The following is a 19,123-nucleotide window of genomic DNA, read 5'->3' on the forward strand; positions in this document are numbered from 1 at the left end:
TCAAAGCGGACAGGGCCGGGACACTGTGGACGTTCTGATCGCGCTTGAGTAGCTTGTGCGACCCCCAGGGTCACCTGGAATACGCAGGGAGGCGGCTTTTATTTAGCCTTGCGTCCAATTACGAATTCGATCCAATCCAGTCCGGAGCAAAAGCTCCGCGTCCTCCCGATTTTCGGCTTCGACGTAGCACCGCATTTCCGGGGCATTTCCGGATGGACGCAAATGCAAGACACGCTTATCCGCGAGAGTGATACGAAGTCCGTCAACATCGCTAACCTTGCTTACCACTCCAATCGACCCGACGAAGGCGGCAATGTTAGTTTCCGCTGTACGAAGGTATGTCATGAGGCGAGTGCTGCTTTCGACGGAAAAATTTTCCAAGCGATCCGCCGCCGCTGCCGGCAATTGAAAGGAACTGCCAATCTCTGACAGTGGCTGCCCACTTGTATTAACAAGGGAAAGTGCCGCGAGGATGGGGAGAAAACTGTCGCGTGTAGGTAGCGCTGGCAGTTTAGTTCCGTTCGGGTCAAAGTCCGTGCCGGTCAACAAACCACCGTTTGCTTCGAAACCAACCACGCGCTCGTGACCCGACGCAACCAAATCGAGCATGGCAGCAATAACAAATGGCGATCCAACCTTGGTACGCACGACTTTAAAAGAACCTGCGGTCTCGATACCAGAGTTTGATGTGACCGGCGTGACGACTGCCTTCGCTTGCAGGAAGTTCGCCGTAATCAGGCCTAACAAATCACCGCGAAGGGGGTCTCCGTGGTCGTCAGCTACCAGTGGGCGGTCACCATCGCCATCTGCCGAGACGACCGCATCAAGCCGATGCTCTTTGGCCCAGAGCTTGAACTGTTGAGCAGTCTCGTCAGAGACCGCTTCAGTGTCGACAGGAATGAAACCTTCCGAACGTCCCAGGGTTACGACCGTCGCACAGTGATATGAGAGAATGTCAACCAAGAGATCGCGCGCGACTGTGCTGTGCTGATATACGCCCACCGTTAAGCCCTTTAGAGCATTAATCTCCATAAGCTTTCGATTGCGCGCCGTGAAAAAGGCCTTGCATTCGGCCTCCCGGTGCTGCCGACGTGCAACAGCACCTTCAAGGACGTATCCGCGCTTCTCCAGCTGCAAGGCGATGCGCGTTATCTCCCGCTCATCACCCTTGTCGATCTCACCGTCGGGTCGATAGAATTTTATTCCATTACGGTCGGCCGGAATGTGCGAGCCTGTGATCATCAAACAACCACTCTTACGCGCCTGAGCATACAGTGCCAGGGCAGGGGTGGGGACTGCGCCGCAATCGACTACGATGAAGCCGAGCGCGGACAGTGCCGCCGCACAGACGGCGGCGATGGCCGGACTCGAGGCGCGAAAGTCGCGCCCTATGAGTATCTCGTCGCCAATTCTGGCCAGGCCGGATTCCAGCAGGAATGTCGCGAATGCCGTTGCATATAGGGCAGAGGCGGCTCCTGCCAATTCTGTCGCCAGGCCCCGTAATCCACTTGTTCCGAATTTCATACCAAATCCGACGTTGCTAACCGGGTTTTGAAGGTAACATGCTCAAACTTTGGCTCGTCCGGAATGCCCATCGACAGATCCCTCGGACGAGAACAAGAAGTACATTCGGTTACCGTAGACGCGTTCGGTTATCGACGGTTACCCTTGTGAGGATTGACGCAGTCGGCGTCGGCGTGGGCAGCGCACCGTGACCTTCACGGCGACGAGGTTGGAGCGGATGGGGTCCGGGTCCGGCGGGGCTCCTCGCGGCTGGCTCACATGAGCGCTATCGCCATCGAGTGATTGTCTCAGTCTACATTAGCTCTGGGTCCCGAAAGCGCGTACAGGCCTGAGACGCAGCAAATCCTCTTATCTACCGCCGTTCGGTGTAGCTCCCGTTTAGAAATGCATGATAGACACTCTCGATGCCTTCCATGAGAGTGATCTTTGCTGCCCATCCCAAAGTGCGCAGCTTGTCGACGCTCATCAGCTTTCGCGGTGTACCGTCAGGTCTAGAGTGATCATGCGCAATCTCCCCAGTAAATCCGACTACACGGCAGATCATTCTAGTCAGCTCTAGGATCGTGATGTCCTGTCCGCAGCCGAGATTGACGTGATCATGGTCAGAGTAGTTCTTCAGAAGGAAGACTAATGCGTCGGCGCAGTCGTCGACGTGCATGAATTCCCGACGTGGTGTGCCCGTGCCCCAGATGGTGATTTGCTTATCACTTATGAGCTTAGCTTCATGCGCTTTCCGGATCAGCGCTGGGATGACGTGGCTTGACTGCAAGTCATAATTGTCGCCTGGCCCGTAGAGATTCGTCGGCATAGCGGAGATGTAGTCGCGGCCGTATTGCTGGCGATAGGCTTGAGCCATTTTGATGCCGGTGATCTTGGCGACGGCGTAGCATTCGTTGGTGCGCTCTAGTGGCCCGGTCAAAAGCGCGCTTTCAGGAATGGGCTGTGGTGCCATCTTCGGATAGATGCAAGACGAGCCGAGGAAGAGGACGCGGTCGACATTGTTTTCGTGGGCTGCCGCGAAGATATTGGCCTCGATCATCAGATTGTCGTAAAGAAAGTCGACCGGATAGGTGGCGTTCGCGAGAATACCACCTACCTTTGCCGCCGCCATAATGATAGCGTCCGGTTTCATCACTGCCACGAAGTTTTCAACCTCGGTCTGTCGCTTGAGGTCTAGCTCTCCCCGAGGGGCGGCCACAACTTTGCAGTCTTCAGACGCGAGTCGGCGTACAACAGCGCTGCCCACCATACCTTTGTGGCCAGCGACCCACACGGTTTTTCCGTTAAGATCATACATTACGCTTCCTTCATGACTACAGATGTCTGCATGACCTTCAGGTCTTCGCGCACCATTTCCGCAGCAAGCTCGCGCACGGATGTCTCATGCACCCAGCCGAGCTTCTCCTTCGCCTTGGTAGCGTCACCCAGGAGAAGATCGACTTCCGTGGGGCGGAAGTAGCGTGGGTCCACTTGGACTAGGCATCTGCCGCTCGCTACATCATAGCCCTTTTCGCCGACACCCTTGCCACGCCATTCGATCTCGACGCCGATATCTTCGAAAGCCCACTCGACGAATTGGCGGACAGGAGTCGTTTTGCCCGTAGCCAGCACGTAATCATCCGGTTGATCCTGCTGTATCATCATCCACATACCTCGCACGTACTCACGCGCATGGCCCCAATCGCGTTGAGCATCGAGATTGCCGAGATAAAGCTTGTCCTGCTTGCCCAGGTAGATAGCAGCGGCAGCGCGGCTGATCTTGCGCGTCACAAAAGTTTCGCCACGAAGGGGGCTTTCGTGATTAAAAAGAATGCCGTTGGAAGCGTGCATACCATAGCCCTCGCGATAATTGACGACCATCCAGTAGGCGTAGAGCTTGGCGGCGGCGTAAGGGCTGCGCGGATAAAAGGGCGTCGTTTCGTTCTGCGGTACGGACTGCACGAGGCCGTATAGCTCCGAAGTCGAGGCTTGATAGAAGCGGGTCTTGTCCGTCAGACCGAGGAGGCGAATCGCCTCAAGAAGTCGCAATGTACCGATACCGTCCGCGTTTGCTGTGTATTCAGGTGTTTCGAACGACACCTGCACATGGCTCTGAGCAGCCAAGTTGTAAATTTCGTCTGGCTGAGATTCCTGAACCACGCGGATGAGGTTAGTCGAATCAGTGAGGTCACCGTAATGCAAGATCAGGCGCGGATCGGATTCGTGCGGGTCTTGGTAGAGGTCTTCGATACGACCCGTGTTGAAGGAAGAGGAACGTCGCTTAATCCCATGAACGATGTAGCCTTTTTTGAGAAGAAGACGGGCAAGATAGGCACCATCCTGTCCAGTTATGCCCGTAATAAGAGCAACTTTTCTGCTATCGCCCATTCTATTCCTGCTCTATCTAAAGTTTAAGGTTTCGGCTCCGGCTCGCCACGCCGACACAATGTGCGGCCCGCCCCGTGCCCTATGGAGCACTTCGACAGATGCGGCGCGAAGCTCGTCATTGACAGTCTGCCAGCCGAGCACACCTGCTCTTGCTTGGAGTCACAGCAAAATAGAGTTGCGCCGCTAACTGGGATTCGTACATGCGGTCAGAGTGCCGCTCAGCTCACGCCGCGAGCGACTGTACTCCAAGCACCTTGCAGCTGATTTGCTCATCTATCAGCGAGTGAGGACGCCCTTCTTTCTTGCTTCAGCGTCTTCTAATGGGAATTGTTTGGATCAGTGAAATCGATTGTTTGGATAAAGTGCATCCACAGAATGGATGGTCTGACCGAGCAGCCGGGGCGCATCGCCGGCCCGGAGTCGTAGGTCCCGAGCTTCCGTTCGGGGCGAGGACAAAGTTCGTGGCCGCGAGCCCTCACCACAGCATCCGGCACAGGTCGTGCAGAACTTTGGGAGCAGACTGCAGATTCTGTCGATCAGCTGGTTCCAGGCGCGTCGAGCTATCGACCTCATCTCGCCCGGGACGGTTGCTGTATGCAGCCTTGCACCCTTGGCGTGTGGCGTCGACGGAACGATTTGCTCCGGCAGGCAGTCTCGCAGCGTTCCCCGGCTGTTTCGGCTCTATTGGCCGGGCCCGCGTCAGCCGAGCCCCTTCATCACGGCATCCAACGCATGGATGGCCGGCATCCACTCAATAGATTTTACACATGCCGCGGAGGCCCAGTAGAGAAGGCTGAACCGGAAGCGAGGGCATCGGCTTCAAGCCGTGCGAGCGTCACGGGATTAGTGGGCAGTGCTGAGTGAGCTCTTCTGCCCTATGGCCCGGCCTCTGCCAAGCGCCCGGCGTCGGGTCTACGTGTCTACTAAGGATTCCAAACCGGATGCAACCTCCTCTCTGAACGAGATTTCCGAAAATGCATGTTAGTGGATTGGAAAAGCGCCGGTTCGTCGTCTCTCGGAGGCGTACGGGGTTCGGTGATTGTCTGTGGTCATTGGCGGCCGCTTGGCGCTACGCGCAGCGGTCGGGACGAACTCTAGTCATCGACTGGCGGGGGGCCTGCTACCTCGACCAACCCTTCACAAATGCGTTTCCGGTGTTCTTCCAGCCGATCAATGACATCGCTGGCGTGCCGGCTATTTCCGACGACCGGATCAACGACGTTTCCTTCCCTGGTCCATTCTTCCCGGAGTGGTGGAACAGGCCGGCGATCGAGTGCCTTTACCGGCCAGATGAGCAGATTTTCCAAGAGCGCGACGAGTTGGGCGAGCTCTTTCAGGCCGAACACGATGTCGAAGCGAACACAGTAGTGTGTGACGCTTGTCTGATGTGGCGGTGCGATGAGGATGCAGAGCGGCAGGTGTTCCAGAGTGTCCAGCCTCGGCCAGAAATTCAAGCCCGCATAGATGCCATTTATCAGGAATGTTTTGAGGGGCACAGCATCATCGGGATTCATGTTCGGCACGGTAACGGTGAAGACATCATGGAGCATGCGCCCTACTGGGCCGATCCGGAGCTCGCCGTTCGGCAAGTGTGCGCTGCAATTGACAAGGCTAAGGCGTTACCGCACCCCAGGCCTGTGCGGCTGTTCTTATGCACGGACAGCGCGCGGATACTGGATCTTCTGTCGGCCAGGTTTCCCGATCTGCTCACTGTCCCGAAGCACTTCGGATCCAATCAAGGTGGCCCCTTACACACTGCAGCACTCGGGATTGACGGCGGAATTTCCGCCCTCGTTGAGATGTATCTTCTCGGGCGCTGCGATACCGTAATTCGGTTTCCCCCGACGAGCGCCTTTACACGATATGCACGCCTTTTCGCACCACGGGTAATTGAATTCGATCTGAAAGAGCCAAGTCGTTTGACTTTGATAGAAGGCAGCCAAGTCTCTGATCTCAGTTAAGACCCGCCACCTGCGCAATTCGGCAGACGCAACCAACAGGCATAGTTGAATGCGCATTTCTCACCGACGCCAGTGGAGGCGTCGTACATTACCGATACCGTCGTCATCTGACGCCGCCTGCAACGCGCCAGAACTTCGCTGTTACGCGGGGGCCGCAGACAAGCCAGAGCGACGGCGATCGTGACGCTGACGCTCGAAAGAACGCGGGCGATCACTCCAGAGACGAAATTGAGGTTGGTTATGAAAGTCATTCCCGTGATCATCAGCGGCGGAGCCGGATCGCGGCTATGGCCCGCCTCAAGGCAATCGCACCCCAAACCTTTCCTCAAAGTGGCGGATGGATATTCTCTCATTCAGCAGACTGTGCTGCGCGCCGCTTCGATAGAAGGTGTCGTGGAACTCGTCGCTGTGACATCCGGGGACCACCTCTTCCTGACCAAGGACGAATTTGACGAACTGGATTCCGTGGTCCTGCCACGCACCTTTCTGCTCGAGCCCGAAGCTCGGGATACGGCCGCCGCCGTGGCTGCAGCCGCGATCCATGCGAGGGCAACGCAAGGCCCTGACGCGATCCTGTGCGTCTTCCCGGCCGATCACCTGATTAGCAACCTGCCTGCGTTTCTAGACGTCATGGGCCTGGCCATGGAACATGCGAAGCTCGGGCGGATCGCCACATTGGGCGTCACCCCAACCAGACCGGACACCGCATTCGGCTACATCGAAGCAGATGGTGAGAACGTCGTCCGTTTCGTTGAAAAACCGAATCTGGAGACAGCCAAAGCCTATGTCGCGTCTCAACGCTTCTTCTGGAACGCCGGCATCTTCTGCTTCAGTGCGCAAACCATGCTCGACGAGATGGTTTTGCATTGTCCCGAGGTGCTCCAGGCCGTCGCCGACAGCTATGAGAACGGCCGCGCCAGTCAATGCCAAGGCTTTGCCAAAATCGAACTCGCGCCTGAGCATTTCGGTTCCGCGCCGCGAATCTCGCTCGACCACGCTGTCATGGAGAAGACTAACAGACTTGCCGTGATTCCCTGCGACATGGATTGGAACGACATCGGATCTTGGAACGCAATGGCCGATTTGATCGCCCCCGACGAAAGCGGGAACAGGATACGCGGCGATGTGCACATGGTCGACACGACCGGCACATATGTGAGCTCCGACAAGCGCGTCATCGGCACGGTGGGCGTAAGCGATCTGGTGATCGTGGATTCCCCGGACGCTTTGCTTGTCACATCCCGCGACCGCGTTCAGGACGTTAAGAAGCTCTTCGAGGGCCTCAAGGCTTCGGGACATGAAGCTCATCTGGTCCATAGCACGGTACACCGGCCCTGGGGTACCTATACGGTTCTGGAGGAAGGCGAGCGCTTCAAGATCAAACGCATCGAGGTGAAGCCCGGTCGCCAGTTGAGCCTGCAGATGCACTATCATCGTTCGGAGCACTGGGTCGTGGTCAGCGGCTCCGCCAAAATCGTCAATGGCGAGCAGGAGTTGTTCCTGGGGACAAACGAATCTACTTACATCCCCTGCGGCCATAAGCATCGGCTCGAGAACCCAGGCAGAATTGACCTGGTTATCATTGAAGTGCAGAGCGGCGATTATCTCGCCGAGGATGATATCGTTCGCTTCGACGACGAATATGGTCGAACGTAGATAACAGTACAAAAAACGTTAAACGGCGAGCCGTCGCTCAAGGATCTCTGTCGTGGGTTCTGGGCCTAACATTGACAAAGCAGCGGGCCGAGCGTGTCATAGTATCCGCCCCGCACTCTCATCAGGCACTCGATCCTGGTCGAAAACATCGGTGAGCGCTTGACAGCGCGCCGTCCGCGGTAACGAAGACTTCAGATCTTTTTAGGCGGACCCGTTGCTCAGCTGTTCAACGGCACAGCCGTATTTCAGCCTGTAGGCGGCAACGAAATCCTCATCGCTGCAGATGCAGCGGCCGCTGGAATCTTTGGCTTTCGGATCATGGAGGTAAGAACCAAGGGGGCGCAGTAGATTCACGCGAGTGCTGGTCGTCGGACTCATCGGAAAACCCGCACTATGCTTGACCAGGTCTGCGGCAAGCATGATCCCGGCAAGCGCTGATTGAAAGGCCATCGGAACCACGGTTCGAACGAGACGACTTCCATCGCTAAGCTGGAACCCGCCGCAGATAGCCTGCTGATAAAAGGAACGGAGGGGCTGGCCAACAAACGCGGCGAGCGGCCCAAACGGCACAGCCATCGCCGTAGCCACCCGAGCTACGAAGGAATTGACGGGGGCCCGCACAAGCGGTGGAGCATCAAGGGCGGTGGACCGAAGGGCGTTGGTTGCAAGGGCCGCCTTAGAGAGGCCGACCTCCGCCTGACCTGCCAACACGTAGCGCTGCAGGTTTGAGAGTTCGATAGCTTCGTGGCCGGCGATCTATCAGTTGCGGCATTGTCCCGGCAGCCGCCTGAGGTTCGCCTGTGTCGTGTCACCTGCAAATTCGAACAAAGTCAGGACAACGACTTTGACAAATCTTAGAATCGGCGGATGATGCCCACTCAACTTACCAGTGATTCACGTCTAGTTTGGATGCTGTGGCCCTACGAACGGATTGACGGCCGTTTAGGCTTTACCAGCTTCACCATTCAACAATTGATGGGATAGAAGTCATGGCCAAAGACTCTGCGCTTCTGTCTGAGCTGCATAAACTCATCGGGCAACGGATGGAGGCTGGCCAGATCGCGCAGCCAAGCGAGATCGTTGAGGAGATATTCAAAAGTAAACCTCTGACAGGCCCGCATGCCGACTTCTACAGAGCATTTGCCAAGAAAGAACTTGTGGGTGTCGTTACACGTATGTTGAAGCGCGTGGGCATGAGCGACGATCCTGCGTCCCCTCAGATGGTCCTTCCTGGCCATACTCGCTTAGTCAAATCGTATCCTGTGCTTCGGAACGGCGAACGGTCTCTGGTTCCAATAGGCCTCTGCACAACGGAAGAACTTTCTGACCACGTCTCGCTTCTTCGAAAGCAGGCAAAGGGCTGCGAAAACCACGCTGCAGAATTGGTTGAGTACCTTGCCACCAAAACCACCCGGGCGAAAATTGAAGCGCAAATCGAGAGGTCTGAAAGAACCGTAGCCGAACCGGCATGATAGCCGATGTCGCTATTTCCACCATTTCCTCACCTACTTCAGAATACGCCGAAGTAGTGCCTGACCAGATTAGCGGAATTAAACCGTTTGAGATATCGTGGTCCCTGCGTTGGGGGGCACTTCTGATATGGATGTTTACGTCGAAGGAAAGGGGCCAGAGGGTGAAGCTGGGACGCCTTTCCGAATATCGCTTGAGCCGAGCTATAGACATCGCGACGCGCTCAGGCTGCTTTTCATCTTGGTTGCGGGAAGTGAAGATGTCGACAGGCCTACAGAGGAGGTCGTGAGCGTTTTTCGAGCTGAGAAGCGCTTGATGGCAATGGACTTCCTCGTCCGTTATCCTGACTATTTGGGTGACGCCCTGCTGGATCTCTATGAGGAGACCCGCGAACCCGAACTGCTAGAGGCAGTTCAGCGCATCTTCATCAACGACGAGCCTTCCATCAGACTGGTGCGGATGGTCCGCTGGCGGCACGGCGCCTATCAGAACGTCGAGGACGCCCTTGCAATGCTGAGCTACTACGGCTTAGCGAGACCGATGCAACTCGCCGGTGACGACGGCAAAATTCGTCGGTACGAGTACCTTATATTACCAAAGGCGATCTCGTTTCTGGAAAAGTGCGTTCAGGATTACCCGGAGTTGGCGTGGTATCGCGACCGATTAGCGTTGGTAATGCGAGTCGCCAGCGGCAAGAGCGGCTCCGCCCTAAAGGAATGGCAGTATGAGCACCCGCAATATGGAAGCACCATCCAGGGCGACGTGATACCGACTATCCAAGAGCAGGTCGAACAGCGTCTGACCAAATTCGCCGGATTGGAACCATGAGCAAGGAACGGATCATCGAGTCGACCGAGTACGGCTGGATAAGAGCCATAGCCGAGGATAGCACCAGTCCGGAGTCGGATGTTCGAAGCGCGTTGCTCAAGTATGGCATTCGCGCGCAGACTACTCCGCCGCGCGCCAAGAGCCTTCGCTTCGACGGCATCAAGTTGACGGGTGTTCGAGCCGAATCCGAGCGCGACGGACCGTTTCATCTGTCCTGGTCAGACCTAGGGATCGGCATCTGGGCCGTGATGTCCGAGCGCAATCTGCGAGGAAAGTCATCCATCCTGCACCTACTCAACGCAGCTATCCGCGGCGACTTTCCCGGTCGGGTGAAGCCCGACGTTTGGAAGTGGCTGGAAACCATCGAAGTCCGGTATTGTGTCGATGAAGTCCTGCATCGCATGGAGCTGCGCAAGCCTGCCGGCGAGGAGAAGGCGGCGGAGGGCAAGGCCACGCTGAGCCGGAGTGTCAGCGACGGTCAGTGGATCACGCTCTATGAAGGTGACGCTGGAGACGGGCTGAAGTCTCAGACCGAGCACCTGATGATGGAAGAACTAGATTTCCCGGTGATTTATGCCCACAACAAGAATACCGGCGGTCATCCCCATGGCTGGCCTCTGATAGCTTCGACGTTCTTCCTGTCGAGTTCTACTGAGCCGAAGGCCCTGTTCGGCGATCTGCCCATAGACGGGCTCCCGCTTCGCCTGCTCCAACTGTTCATAGGGTTGCCGTGGGTCTCTACCTATAGTGCTGCGTTAACCGCGCAGAAGCAGCTCGAGCAGGCACTGGCCGATAGGCCGAACCATTCTGGCGTGAGCGTAGTGCTCGATAGCAGGCTTATCGAGGTTGAGGGCCAACTCGCCAAAGCGAAGGAGGCTCGTGGCACCGATGACCGCAGCGCAAAAAGGCTGGAACTGGCGCGCCTCGATGAGGAGACCGTGACCGATAGGAAGGTGGTCGAGACCGCTCGAATAGCCTTAGAGACGGACACGGCGACCGTCGCGGCCGTCACAGTCAGCTACGACGACGCGCGACGAAGGCTCAAGCAGCTCGAGGACGAGCGGTCGGCAGGATACTCGTTCCGTCAGCTCAACCCGACTTGCTGCCCTGCCTGCGAGGCAGCGTTCGAGGAGGCCGCGCCTGCGGTTCAGCACGCAGACCACAACACCTGCGCCTTGTGCAAGAACGACTTGCCGGTCCACGAAAACGATCTGGATAGCGATCGCATCCAGTACGCGCAGATCCTGGTTGAGGAACTGGCTTCGTCGCTCCAGATCGCCAAAGCCAAGTTCAAAGCCAGCGAGAAGACAGCAAGGGAGGCGACCGAACGCCTCCGCACCGGAATGAACAGGATGCGAAACCTTCAGGACGCCATCTCAACGTTGCCGACCGACCCCGAACTCATCGTTGTGCAGTTGGAGGCCCGGGCCGAGCAGCTTCGGGAACTGGTCGCCTCACTGCAATCGCCTGCCAACGACGACACCGAGACGCAGAGCGAACTCAAGATCCTTCGTGCCGCTACTGACGCCAGTAAGACGCTGATGACCTCTATGCAGTCGGACGTTCTGACAGAGATCGCTGATTCGGTGATGTCCCTCACGAAGAAGTTCGGTGTTTCCCACATCACCAGCATGCACCTCGACGGCGGTGGGAGGCTGAAGGTCCACCAAGGCGGCGCCGATATCTATTTCAGCAACCTTACGATGGGCGAGAAATTGCGCATTAAGATCGCGACCTCGCTGGCGGCTGTGGAGGTGGCCAAGCGTCGCGGGCATGGCCGGCATCCAGGCTTGCTGATTATCGACTCGCCTGCGTCGGAAGAGGTCGTGAACGAGGACTTCGAGCAGATGCTGGACAGCGTTGCCTCTGCTGCGAAGGACATCGGAGGCGTTCAGATCATTCTCGGCACCATTGCTCGCAGCGCGGTGGAGGCGGTTGTGTCTATTGATCATCGGCTACACGCTAAGGGGGATAAGTACCTCTTCTGAGTGGTCGGCGATGGAAGACAGATTCGAGCTCCTGACGACGGAAGGCACGCCCATCCTAGACCCGGGAACGGCTCAAGAGAACGAATTGCTGGCCGCGATTGAGGCCCTGTCTTCCGAAACCGCGCGCGCAGACGCGTTCTGCTGGATGACCCGCTGGGTGACCGCGGCCGCCGTTCAGCGCGCGCTGCTGCGGATACTCGAGCGAGAGGATGACGCCACCTCTGTTGCGGAAATAGTCGACTGCCTCGACGAACTGCCCACAATACCGCAGGCTCTCGGGCGCAGTGCGTGGGAAATCTTCCGCCGCCGTTTCGAGCCCCGGTCTGAACATAGCTGGATGCGATCGCAGGCGTTGCGCGGCGCGCTTGTCGTAGTGCAGGGCGACCACAGTTTGGTCAGGCGCCTGCAGTCGTATCTTCTGGACGTCACGACAGACGACGACGGGGCCTATCTGCGTCACGTCGCCAAGGTCACGGGCACCATTCTGCGTCGATACCCCGATGACGACTTCCGAGACCTTCTCTCCAACCTGGCGCATGTGGGCGAGGCAGCAGACGAAGCTACCCTTGAGCTCGGACTTGATCGCTTGCAAGACGGGTTGCTGGCCAGAACGCAGGACGCGCTCATGTCAGCCTTGACGGCGGCGCAGGGTTGGTTTCGGCGTTCCCTGGCGGCGAGCGAAGGACGTTCGGATGCTGCGCTGTATGATATCTGTACGTCTGTTCTGATCGATGTGCAGAACAGAGGACTGCACTCCGATCTTGCGTTGGATTTGCCTAAACTTCGTAGGGCAGCCATCGAGTACTCAGCCTTTGCCGTCGATCGCCACTCCGCCCAGTCATGGCTCGGGGCGCCATCGCGCGAGCGTTTTCACTGGCTGTCGATGGCCACGAAGTTAGCCATGGCTGCTCACACGTTCACAAAGGACACCTGGCTGCAAGCGGCCATTGTGATCGAGGACGAGTTGCTATCGATCTTTTTTGCGAGTGAGAGCGTGTTCTCTCGATCCGATGGCCACGGCGCCGATATTCTCGGACGAAAGGCACTCGTCCAATCGCTGCAGAAGCGGCGATACTATCTGCAGACCTTAAATCAATGGCTCGCCGAGAACGTTGATAGCGATCTCGCTCCGAATGTCGGACAACTACGCGACACGGTGCAACATTCACTGGCCGGAGCTATCCATCGCAGCCCTTTTGACGAATCGACTGAAGGCTGGCTGGTCGATGTCCTCAAGAAAGCCGGCCTCGACGCAGCTACAGCCACCATGACCGCAGCGCAGTTCGACGTGGGGATGGATCGCAATCGGCAAGTGGCAGAGCTGTGGGCCGCCGTTATTGAGAAGCTCTCGGACAATCCCGATTACCAGCGCGACCATCCCCGAGCGCTGCTGGAACACATGTGTACGCTCATTGTGCGTTTTCTCGATTTTCGCGCCAACGTTGGCAGAAGTACCGACCCGTCTGCTGAGTACGTGTTTCGGCGCGGCGCCGATCTGCCGGTCGAACACGACCTTCAACTAGATTTCCTGAAGTTCCTCACGATGTCGGACGCACCGTCGTTCCGAGCCGAAGCCCGTGACTCCGGTGGCGGTCGCGCTGACATCGCTCTCGAATATCGTGGCGTCAAGTCGATCGTGGAGGTGAAGAGGGACGACAACGTGCTCAACAATGCGGAACTTGCGGAGCGGTATGCCGGCCAGGCGACGGGCTATCTGACGACCGGTGTCTGTTTCGGTTTCCTCCTGGTGCTAGATCTCACGGATCGGAAAGGCCATCAACCGCACATTTCCGAACAGATCAGTGTGGAGCAAAAGGTGCCGGATGGATCTAAGGTAAAATACCATATTGTGGTGGCCAGAATTCAAGCCAATCGCAAGACGCCGCATGAACTGCGGTAATGTTAGCTTTCCTTTGACGCATACCGATACCAGTGAAGGCGCACAACTCAGAGATCGGTGTTTGCGAGATCGAATCTATACGCTTCCGGAGCGGCAATTTGGCTTAGTCAAGCAGATGGTCGAGGCCACTCCTTCGATGAGCAACTTTCTCGAGGTAGGCTGACTGTTCGGTCGTGAGGCACGGCTTAACGAGCGCCATTTCCCAGTCCTTCAGGGACAAAAGTTGCGCTTTTTCCCGGCCTCGGCGGATCGTGAGCTTGAAGTCTTGAGGGCTGTGCACGACGCCTTTCTTTCTTAACCTCCAGAGAACGGTCGCCAGTTGTTTGGGGGTGAATGCACCCCGCGTCTGCAAATAGTCTATAAAGGAATGAACATCGAAATGGGTTCAACGTTCGCCAGCGCCACAAGCGCGCTTACTAATCGCCTGCGGCGCGCGTCCTCGACAAGTTGTCGCCGATCTCGATCGACCTTCTTACGAGTGGCGAGCGTGTCTAAGGTGCGGCCTTCTTCGTCGGTCGCAGCTATACCAAAGCGATGAATGCATTCAGATCCGATCAGCAGCCTTGCGGCCGTATGCAAATTGCGGATTTCGAATTGGTAGCGGATGTCGGGATGATCACAGAGTTCACAGTTAGCGGAGGGCGCTTCGAGGTCATGGTAGTCACCAGTGTAGCGCCACTCGCGAAGAGCTTGCGAAAGGCTGCCCTTGTCCCAACTGAGCGGGAGCAGGTTATTCGCAGCCCTCGTTTCCCAACTCATTGGGCTAGGCCAGAGGTCGGTTTGAATTGGTTATGAAGAGCTGTTGGTCGATAGGCCCGAGATAGACCTTATTCAGTAGGAAACTGAATAGAGCCTTTGCGCCTTTTCGATCGGCTGGTATCTCGATACGGCCTGCATTTACGGCGATTGGAAATCCTATAGCCACTGCCTGCGCCTGAATATTTGCGACCGGGTGATTTCCAAGAACGTTGGTCTTCGTGATTGCAAGAACGTGCTTTCGGATACCTTCATCAGCTCCGGCTACGAACGCCGCAGCATCCCCGATGGCGAGGCTAGCGTGGCCGCAAAATGCAGCTAGCTCAGGATCGGTTGCGTCTCGGAAGACAGGGGACATATCGAGGACGCGCCGTAACATGGAGTAACTCTTGAACCGGACCAGTCCTATCGCGTCGACGGTTGCTACCAATTTATTATCCAGTGAGAATGCCGGTTCGACGAGCCGTCGAAAAACATCGCCCTCATATAAAAACGCGAAACGATTAGATAGCACCTGTTGCGGGCCAAAGTTCTGGATCAAGAGCCGCCGATTTGGGCCATTGCCGAGGACGGCGAATAGGCCCTTGACGGATTGATCTTGAAAATTGGCGACATCGAGTACGGGAAGTGCGACCGCGTTCTGGTCCGCTGCAGCTAGCAGCGCTTGTGCCTCTGGCAGGCTTTGGATGAAGAGCACATCCTCGCTGTCTGGAATCCAATCGCCCGTGAATGCAATTTCGTTGGCGATGCCGGCCATGAATTGAGCTTCTTGGTTTTCGAACACCCCGTTTAGTTGGGCCTGCAGCGGATTGGCCAATTGAATGTGTCTGACTTCGGCTATCTCGGCCGGACGGCATACGGCGTAGAGTTGAGTCATTTATTTTCCCCCCAGATCGAGCAGAATGTATTCTGTGAGCTGGCCTACCTGCAATTCCGTGGCGGCAGTGCGAAGATGTTTCTTCGTTATCAGCACGAAAGTCACCCCTTCAGCAGATTGGACTTTGTAGAAGTGCCACCCAAGCAAGCCAAGCAAGGGGTTGAAATGGTAGTTGTACCCAGTGGCGGTTATCACGCCAAATATTGCGACAGTTGGCACCCAGAATTTCCAATCTAGTGTGTTGAATTGCGACGTGAATAGCGGCATTACATAGAGGAGGAGAAACGCGGTGTTCTCATGGTCCGCAGCCTCGATTGACGCTGCTTTGAATTTAGACGCGGGCAGTGAGCGTTTAGCGCTCCAGAGAATCCCGACGCATAGGACACAAAGGATTAGGCAGCCTGTCAGGATGAATTTTGCCGTCTGGGGCGCACATTCAACCCACGCAACCCAAGCATAGGTCAATCCGACCGGGGCGAGGGCCGTGCTTGTGAAGACTAGTCTGGCAAAAACATTGAACATTTGGCTCTTCTATCACGTTGCAGCATTCGGCGGCGATACGACTACAGAAGTCCACAGCGTTTTTAGGCGAAGAGATCGCTTCGTCCTGATAAGGCCCTCTATCGGGCCCGCCCTGTTCCGATCTTAGGTCCCATGGCAGCTTTTATCGGCATCTGCTCTCGAAGCTGCCATTCAGGTTTACGGCCCCTGAGCGGTAGTGTCGTGCGACGTTCTCTCTCGGCCAATCAAGGCCGAGGAGAACTCACATGGGCCATTCTCAATTCGATGATGCCAGTCGCGAGCGCGCAGCTTGGAATGCCGGAAAGAGGGTCGTCACCAAGCGTCCGTTCAACCAGAAGCAGATCTGGGCAATTCGCTTTTTCCTCGATCGCAAGAGACGCGTTCGGGACCGTGCGCTATTCGATCTAGCAATCGACAGCAAGCTTCGCGGTTGTGACCTGGTCAAGATCAGGATTCGCGATGTGGTCGCCCGACCGGAGATAGGGACTCGCGCTGACACGTGGAATACCGGGTAGCTTCGACAATTGTGGGGTGGGAAGCGGACGGACAGCTCTTGAGCTGGGCATGCGACGTTTCAGCCGTTTAAGCACATCGAGGAGAACCGTAAAATTCAACGAATTGCTGGCATTCCCAATGCACGACCTTGACTGCTCTTATGCGGAGGCCTGAGGACATTCCACATTTGTACCGCAATTCGAGGAAGATTAATTTCATATCTGTGGCGAACCGACCGTGGGCCGCTTATGGTCATCACGAACAAAAGGAATTTCAAATGACCAAGAGCATTGCGATTTTCAATAACAAAGGCGGTGTCGGAAAAACGACCTACATGTATCATGTTGGGCATCTTCTCGCCGCGCGCGGGCTCACCGTCCTGATGGTCGATTGCGACAGTCAATGTAACCTGAGTGCATATTGCTTGAGCGACACTGCTATTCGACAATCGTGGGGCACGGAGGGAAACAGTATCTACCGAGCCATTGAGCGTGTCGCACGAGGCATCGGCGACATTCGCCAGAGACAGCCTAGTCCGGTTCCACACGCTCAGGGCAAGCTGTATCTCGTGCCGGGGGATCTTCGACTCAGCGATTTTGAAGACACATTGGGCGACACCTGGAGTGCTGCACGAGGTGGCAACGAGCCTGCGGTGCGAGCTCAATCTGCAATCCATCGCTACATTCAATGGGCTAGCGAGAAAGTCCGCGCAGACTTGGTGCTGTTGGATCTCGGTCCCAACCTGGGCGCGCTGAACCGAGCTGTTCTAGCCTCGGCGGATTACTTCATCACGCCTCTGGCTCCCGACCTGTTTTCCATTCAAGGAACGGAAAACCTCGGCAACAAGCTGGTCGGATGGCGGAAAGAGTGGGATCAAACTAATACCGCATGGAAGGACCCCACTCTCTCTATCCCCAAGGGGAGACCGAGCTACCTTGGCTACGTCGTTCAACAGCATAACGTACGTTCAAATGCTGTTGGGATGACGGAAGGTTGGCAAATTTACGGGAACGAACTCGAGCCTGCGATTCGCGCAAACATTATCGAAAAGCTTACTCCTCTGAATCAAGTACAGGTTTGGCACGATGATGATTATAAACTGGGTTTGATCCCAAATCTTCACAGCCTTGTTCCATATTCTATGGACGCCAAGAAGCCGATCTTCTACTGTAATTCTAGCGATGGCGTTCGCGGTGCTCATCTTGCGAAGGCTAGGGATTCGGCCGATCATTTTGCAGAGATAGTTGACACCCTCAACTCAGTTTCCGCTTGGCCTTAGAGATTGCTTGATTGACCTCATACTTCTGCATTGAATTGGGGGATGGGTATTGCTTTGGGCCGCTGCAAGAGTCGAAATATACTCCCAACAGCCGATACGATTCTCGGCCGAGATCGGTCTCGAAGTGCTCCTAACTCAGTCCACTATTGGAATCGAACGAACGGCAAGTTTCGGGCGACGACATGATCAAACCGAAGGGCTGACTTGGGGTCGGGTGCCGAACGGCGGCTTTCTGAGTTTCTCGGCCAGAACCGGACAGTCGGCAGATGATGCGGTGGACGGCTCTCCTCCCGCCCTGCGGTATGATCGTTGGGCCAGAAGCTGGAGGAGATCTATGATAGGCAACGTTACGACGATTGGTCTGGATATTGCGAAGTCAGTGTTTCAAATCCACGGGGTGGATGCGGCGAGTGAGGTTGTCGCTCGCAGGAAGCTGACGCGTGGGCGCGTGATGGCATTCTTCGAGAGCCTGCCACGTTGCCTGGTCGGTATCGAAGCCTGCAGCTCGTCGCATTATTGGGCTCGCGAGCTAATCGCACGTGGTCACGATGTGAGGTTACTGCCGGCACAATATGTGAAGCCTTATCTGAAGCGGCAGAAGAATGATGCCCCAGATGCAGAGGCGATCTGCGAGGCGGTCACTCGGCCGACCATGCGCTTCGTGCCTGCGAAATCACCCGAGCAGCAAAGTGTGATGATGGCTGCACCGGGTCCGGTTGATGCTCAACCGCCAGCGCACGCAGATATCGAACGCGTTGCGGGCACACCTATCCGAGTTCGGGATCGTAGCGCCGATCGGGCGGAATGGGATTGAGCAACTGCTCGTGGTCGTCAACGACGAGAACGAGACCAGGATACCAGCTGACGCGCGGCTATGCCTCGCTTGAGGCGCAGCTCAGGGTCGTGAAGCAACAGATCCTCGAAAACGATCGTAGGGTTCGGGCGAATGCGCGTGAGACCGAGCTTGGTCGCAGGTTGATGGAAATCCCAGGCGTCGGCCCGCTGCTGGCAAGTGCATTCGTGGCTACGGTCGCCGATGCGCATGCGTTCAAGTCGGGGCGCTGTCTATCGGCATGGATCGGACTCGTGCCGAAGCAGCACTCGAGCGGGGGGAAGGAGAGGCTCGGCAGTATCTCCAAGGCCGGCAATCGCTACTTGCGGCAGTTGCTCGTGGTGGGTGCGATGGCGGTCATCCGCTATGCCGAGCGCAACGGTACCAGGAGGCCATGGCTCGTGCAGTTGATGGCGCGGCGAACAGCCAAGGTTGCGGCGGTTGCGTTGGCCAACAAGACCGCCCGGATGGTCTGGGCACTGATGACGAACGGCGAGCGCTACAGGGAGCCGGTCATCGCATAGAACAAGATAAGGCGAGCGATCGCTGACGAGGTTGGAAAGGGCGGACAGGAGCTAATGCACAAAGCCGGTTGATACCGCCGGATCAGGAAAACCCACTGGGGCCGTGCACCTTGAGTGCGAGCTTACGATCGGGACCTGAGACGC

The 19,123-nt window shown here is 56.7% G+C and carries 15 protein-coding genes and 1 pseudogene; 9 read left to right on the top strand and 7 right to left on the bottom strand.

Annotated features, from left to right (window positions below):
- Nucleotides 1-102: 102 nt before the first annotated feature.
- The 3 genes from NKI31_RS19995 to gmd all read right to left on the bottom strand — a co-directional run bounded on the left by NKI31_RS19995 (nucleotide 103) and on the right by gmd (nucleotide 3,891).
- Complete coding sequence (locus tag NKI31_RS19995; protein WP_352499330.1) at nucleotides 103-1,524, bottom strand: phosphomannomutase; 1,422 nt, start codon at nucleotides 1,522-1,524, stop codon at nucleotides 103-105.
- A 352-nt stretch (nucleotides 1,525-1,876) separates the two neighbouring features.
- Complete coding sequence (gene fcl / locus NKI31_RS20000; protein ID WP_023689384.1) at nucleotides 1,877-2,821, bottom strand: GDP-L-fucose synthase; 945 nt, start codon at nucleotides 2,819-2,821, stop codon at nucleotides 1,877-1,879.
- Nucleotides 2,821-3,891, bottom strand: coding sequence for a GDP-mannose 4,6-dehydratase (gmd, locus tag NKI31_RS20005; protein ID WP_023692482.1), 1,071 nt, complete (start codon nucleotides 3,889-3,891; stop codon nucleotides 2,821-2,823). The genes fcl and gmd overlap by 1 nt, the downstream gene beginning before the upstream one ends.
- Before the next feature lie 974 nt (nucleotides 3,892-4,865).
- Here gmd and NKI31_RS20010 point away from each other — a divergent pair.
- Nucleotides 4,866-5,852, top strand: coding sequence for a nodulation protein NodZ (locus NKI31_RS20010; RefSeq protein ID WP_023711832.1), 987 nt, complete (start codon nucleotides 4,866-4,868; stop codon nucleotides 5,850-5,852).
- 240 nt (nucleotides 5,853-6,092) lie between these two features.
- On the top strand, nucleotides 6,093-7,508 hold the full coding sequence (locus NKI31_RS20015) for a mannose-1-phosphate guanylyltransferase/mannose-6-phosphate isomerase (RefSeq protein WP_023711831.1): 1,416 nt from the start codon (nucleotides 6,093-6,095) through the stop codon (nucleotides 7,506-7,508).
- A 201-nt stretch (nucleotides 7,509-7,709) separates the two neighbouring features.
- On the opposite strand, the gene NKI31_RS20020 is transcribed toward NKI31_RS20015, so the two are convergent.
- Entirely contained in the window at nucleotides 7,710-8,084 is a 375-nt protein-coding gene (locus NKI31_RS20020; RefSeq protein ID WP_245263882.1) for a hypothetical protein, read from the bottom strand.
- 413 nt (nucleotides 8,085-8,497) lie between these two features.
- Between NKI31_RS20020 and NKI31_RS20025 the strand changes: the two genes are divergently transcribed.
- The 4 genes from NKI31_RS20025 (at nucleotide 8,498) to NKI31_RS20040 (ending at nucleotide 13,694) form a co-directional block, all read left to right on the top strand.
- Entirely contained in the window at nucleotides 8,498-8,980 is a 483-nt protein-coding gene (locus NKI31_RS20025) for a hypothetical protein (RefSeq protein WP_023711829.1), read from the top strand.
- A 313-nt stretch (nucleotides 8,981-9,293) separates the two neighbouring features.
- On the top strand, nucleotides 9,294-9,806 hold the full coding sequence (locus NKI31_RS20030; RefSeq protein WP_245260670.1) for a hypothetical protein: 513 nt from the start codon (nucleotides 9,294-9,296) through the stop codon (nucleotides 9,804-9,806).
- Nucleotides 9,803-11,794 (top strand): hypothetical protein, encoded by a 1,992-nt coding sequence (locus NKI31_RS20035; RefSeq protein WP_023711827.1) that lies wholly within the window; start codon nucleotides 9,803-9,805, stop codon nucleotides 11,792-11,794. The genes NKI31_RS20030 and NKI31_RS20035 overlap by 4 nt, the downstream gene beginning before the upstream one ends.
- Nucleotides 11,795-11,804: 10 nt before the next feature.
- Nucleotides 11,805-13,694: a hypothetical protein gene (locus NKI31_RS20040; RefSeq protein ID WP_352652397.1), complete on the top strand. Its 1,890-nt coding sequence runs from the start codon at nucleotides 11,805-11,807 to the stop codon at nucleotides 13,692-13,694.
- A 357-nt stretch (nucleotides 13,695-14,051) separates the two neighbouring features.
- Here NKI31_RS20040 and NKI31_RS20045 read toward each other — a convergent pair whose 3' ends face one another.
- From NKI31_RS20045 to NKI31_RS20055, 3 genes are read right to left on the bottom strand one after another with little or no spacing between them, the layout of a single operon-like run.
- Nucleotides 14,052-14,453, bottom strand: a complete 402-nt coding sequence (locus NKI31_RS20045) for a hypothetical protein (protein ID WP_352652398.1) — start codon at nucleotides 14,451-14,453, stop codon at nucleotides 14,052-14,054.
- Nucleotides 14,454-14,457: 4 nt separating this feature from the next.
- Nucleotides 14,458-15,327, bottom strand: coding sequence for a hypothetical protein (locus NKI31_RS20050; protein WP_023711824.1), 870 nt, complete (start codon nucleotides 15,325-15,327; stop codon nucleotides 14,458-14,460).
- Nucleotides 15,328-15,849: a KwaA family protein gene (locus NKI31_RS20055; protein WP_023711823.1), complete on the bottom strand. Its 522-nt coding sequence runs from the start codon at nucleotides 15,847-15,849 to the stop codon at nucleotides 15,328-15,330. It abuts the gene before it with no gap.
- A gap of 245 nt (nucleotides 15,850-16,094) precedes the next feature.
- Here NKI31_RS20055 and NKI31_RS20060 point away from each other — a divergent pair, with 245 nt between their 5' ends.
- The 3 genes and pseudogenes from NKI31_RS20060 (at nucleotide 16,095) to NKI31_RS20070 (ending at nucleotide 18,979) form a co-directional block, all read left to right on the top strand.
- A complete protein-coding gene (locus NKI31_RS20060) occupies nucleotides 16,095-16,364 on the top strand; it encodes a site-specific integrase (RefSeq protein ID WP_023806689.1) in 270 nt (89 codons plus the stop codon).
- 257 nt (nucleotides 16,365-16,621) lie between these two features.
- The gene (locus tag NKI31_RS20065) at nucleotides 16,622-17,623 is read left to right on the top strand and encodes a ParA family protein (protein ID WP_023711822.1); all 1,002 of its coding nucleotides are present in this window, start codon (nucleotides 16,622-16,624) and stop codon (nucleotides 17,621-17,623) included.
- 337 nt (nucleotides 17,624-17,960) lie between these two features.
- Nucleotides 17,961-18,979 (top strand): annotated as a pseudogene (locus NKI31_RS20070) (IS110 family RNA-guided transposase).
- Nucleotides 18,980-19,123 lie beyond the last annotated feature (144 nt).

The organism is Mesorhizobium sp. M0659, from assembly GCF_040320605.1.
Classification (GTDB): domain Bacteria; phylum Pseudomonadota; class Alphaproteobacteria; order Rhizobiales; family Rhizobiaceae; genus Mesorhizobium.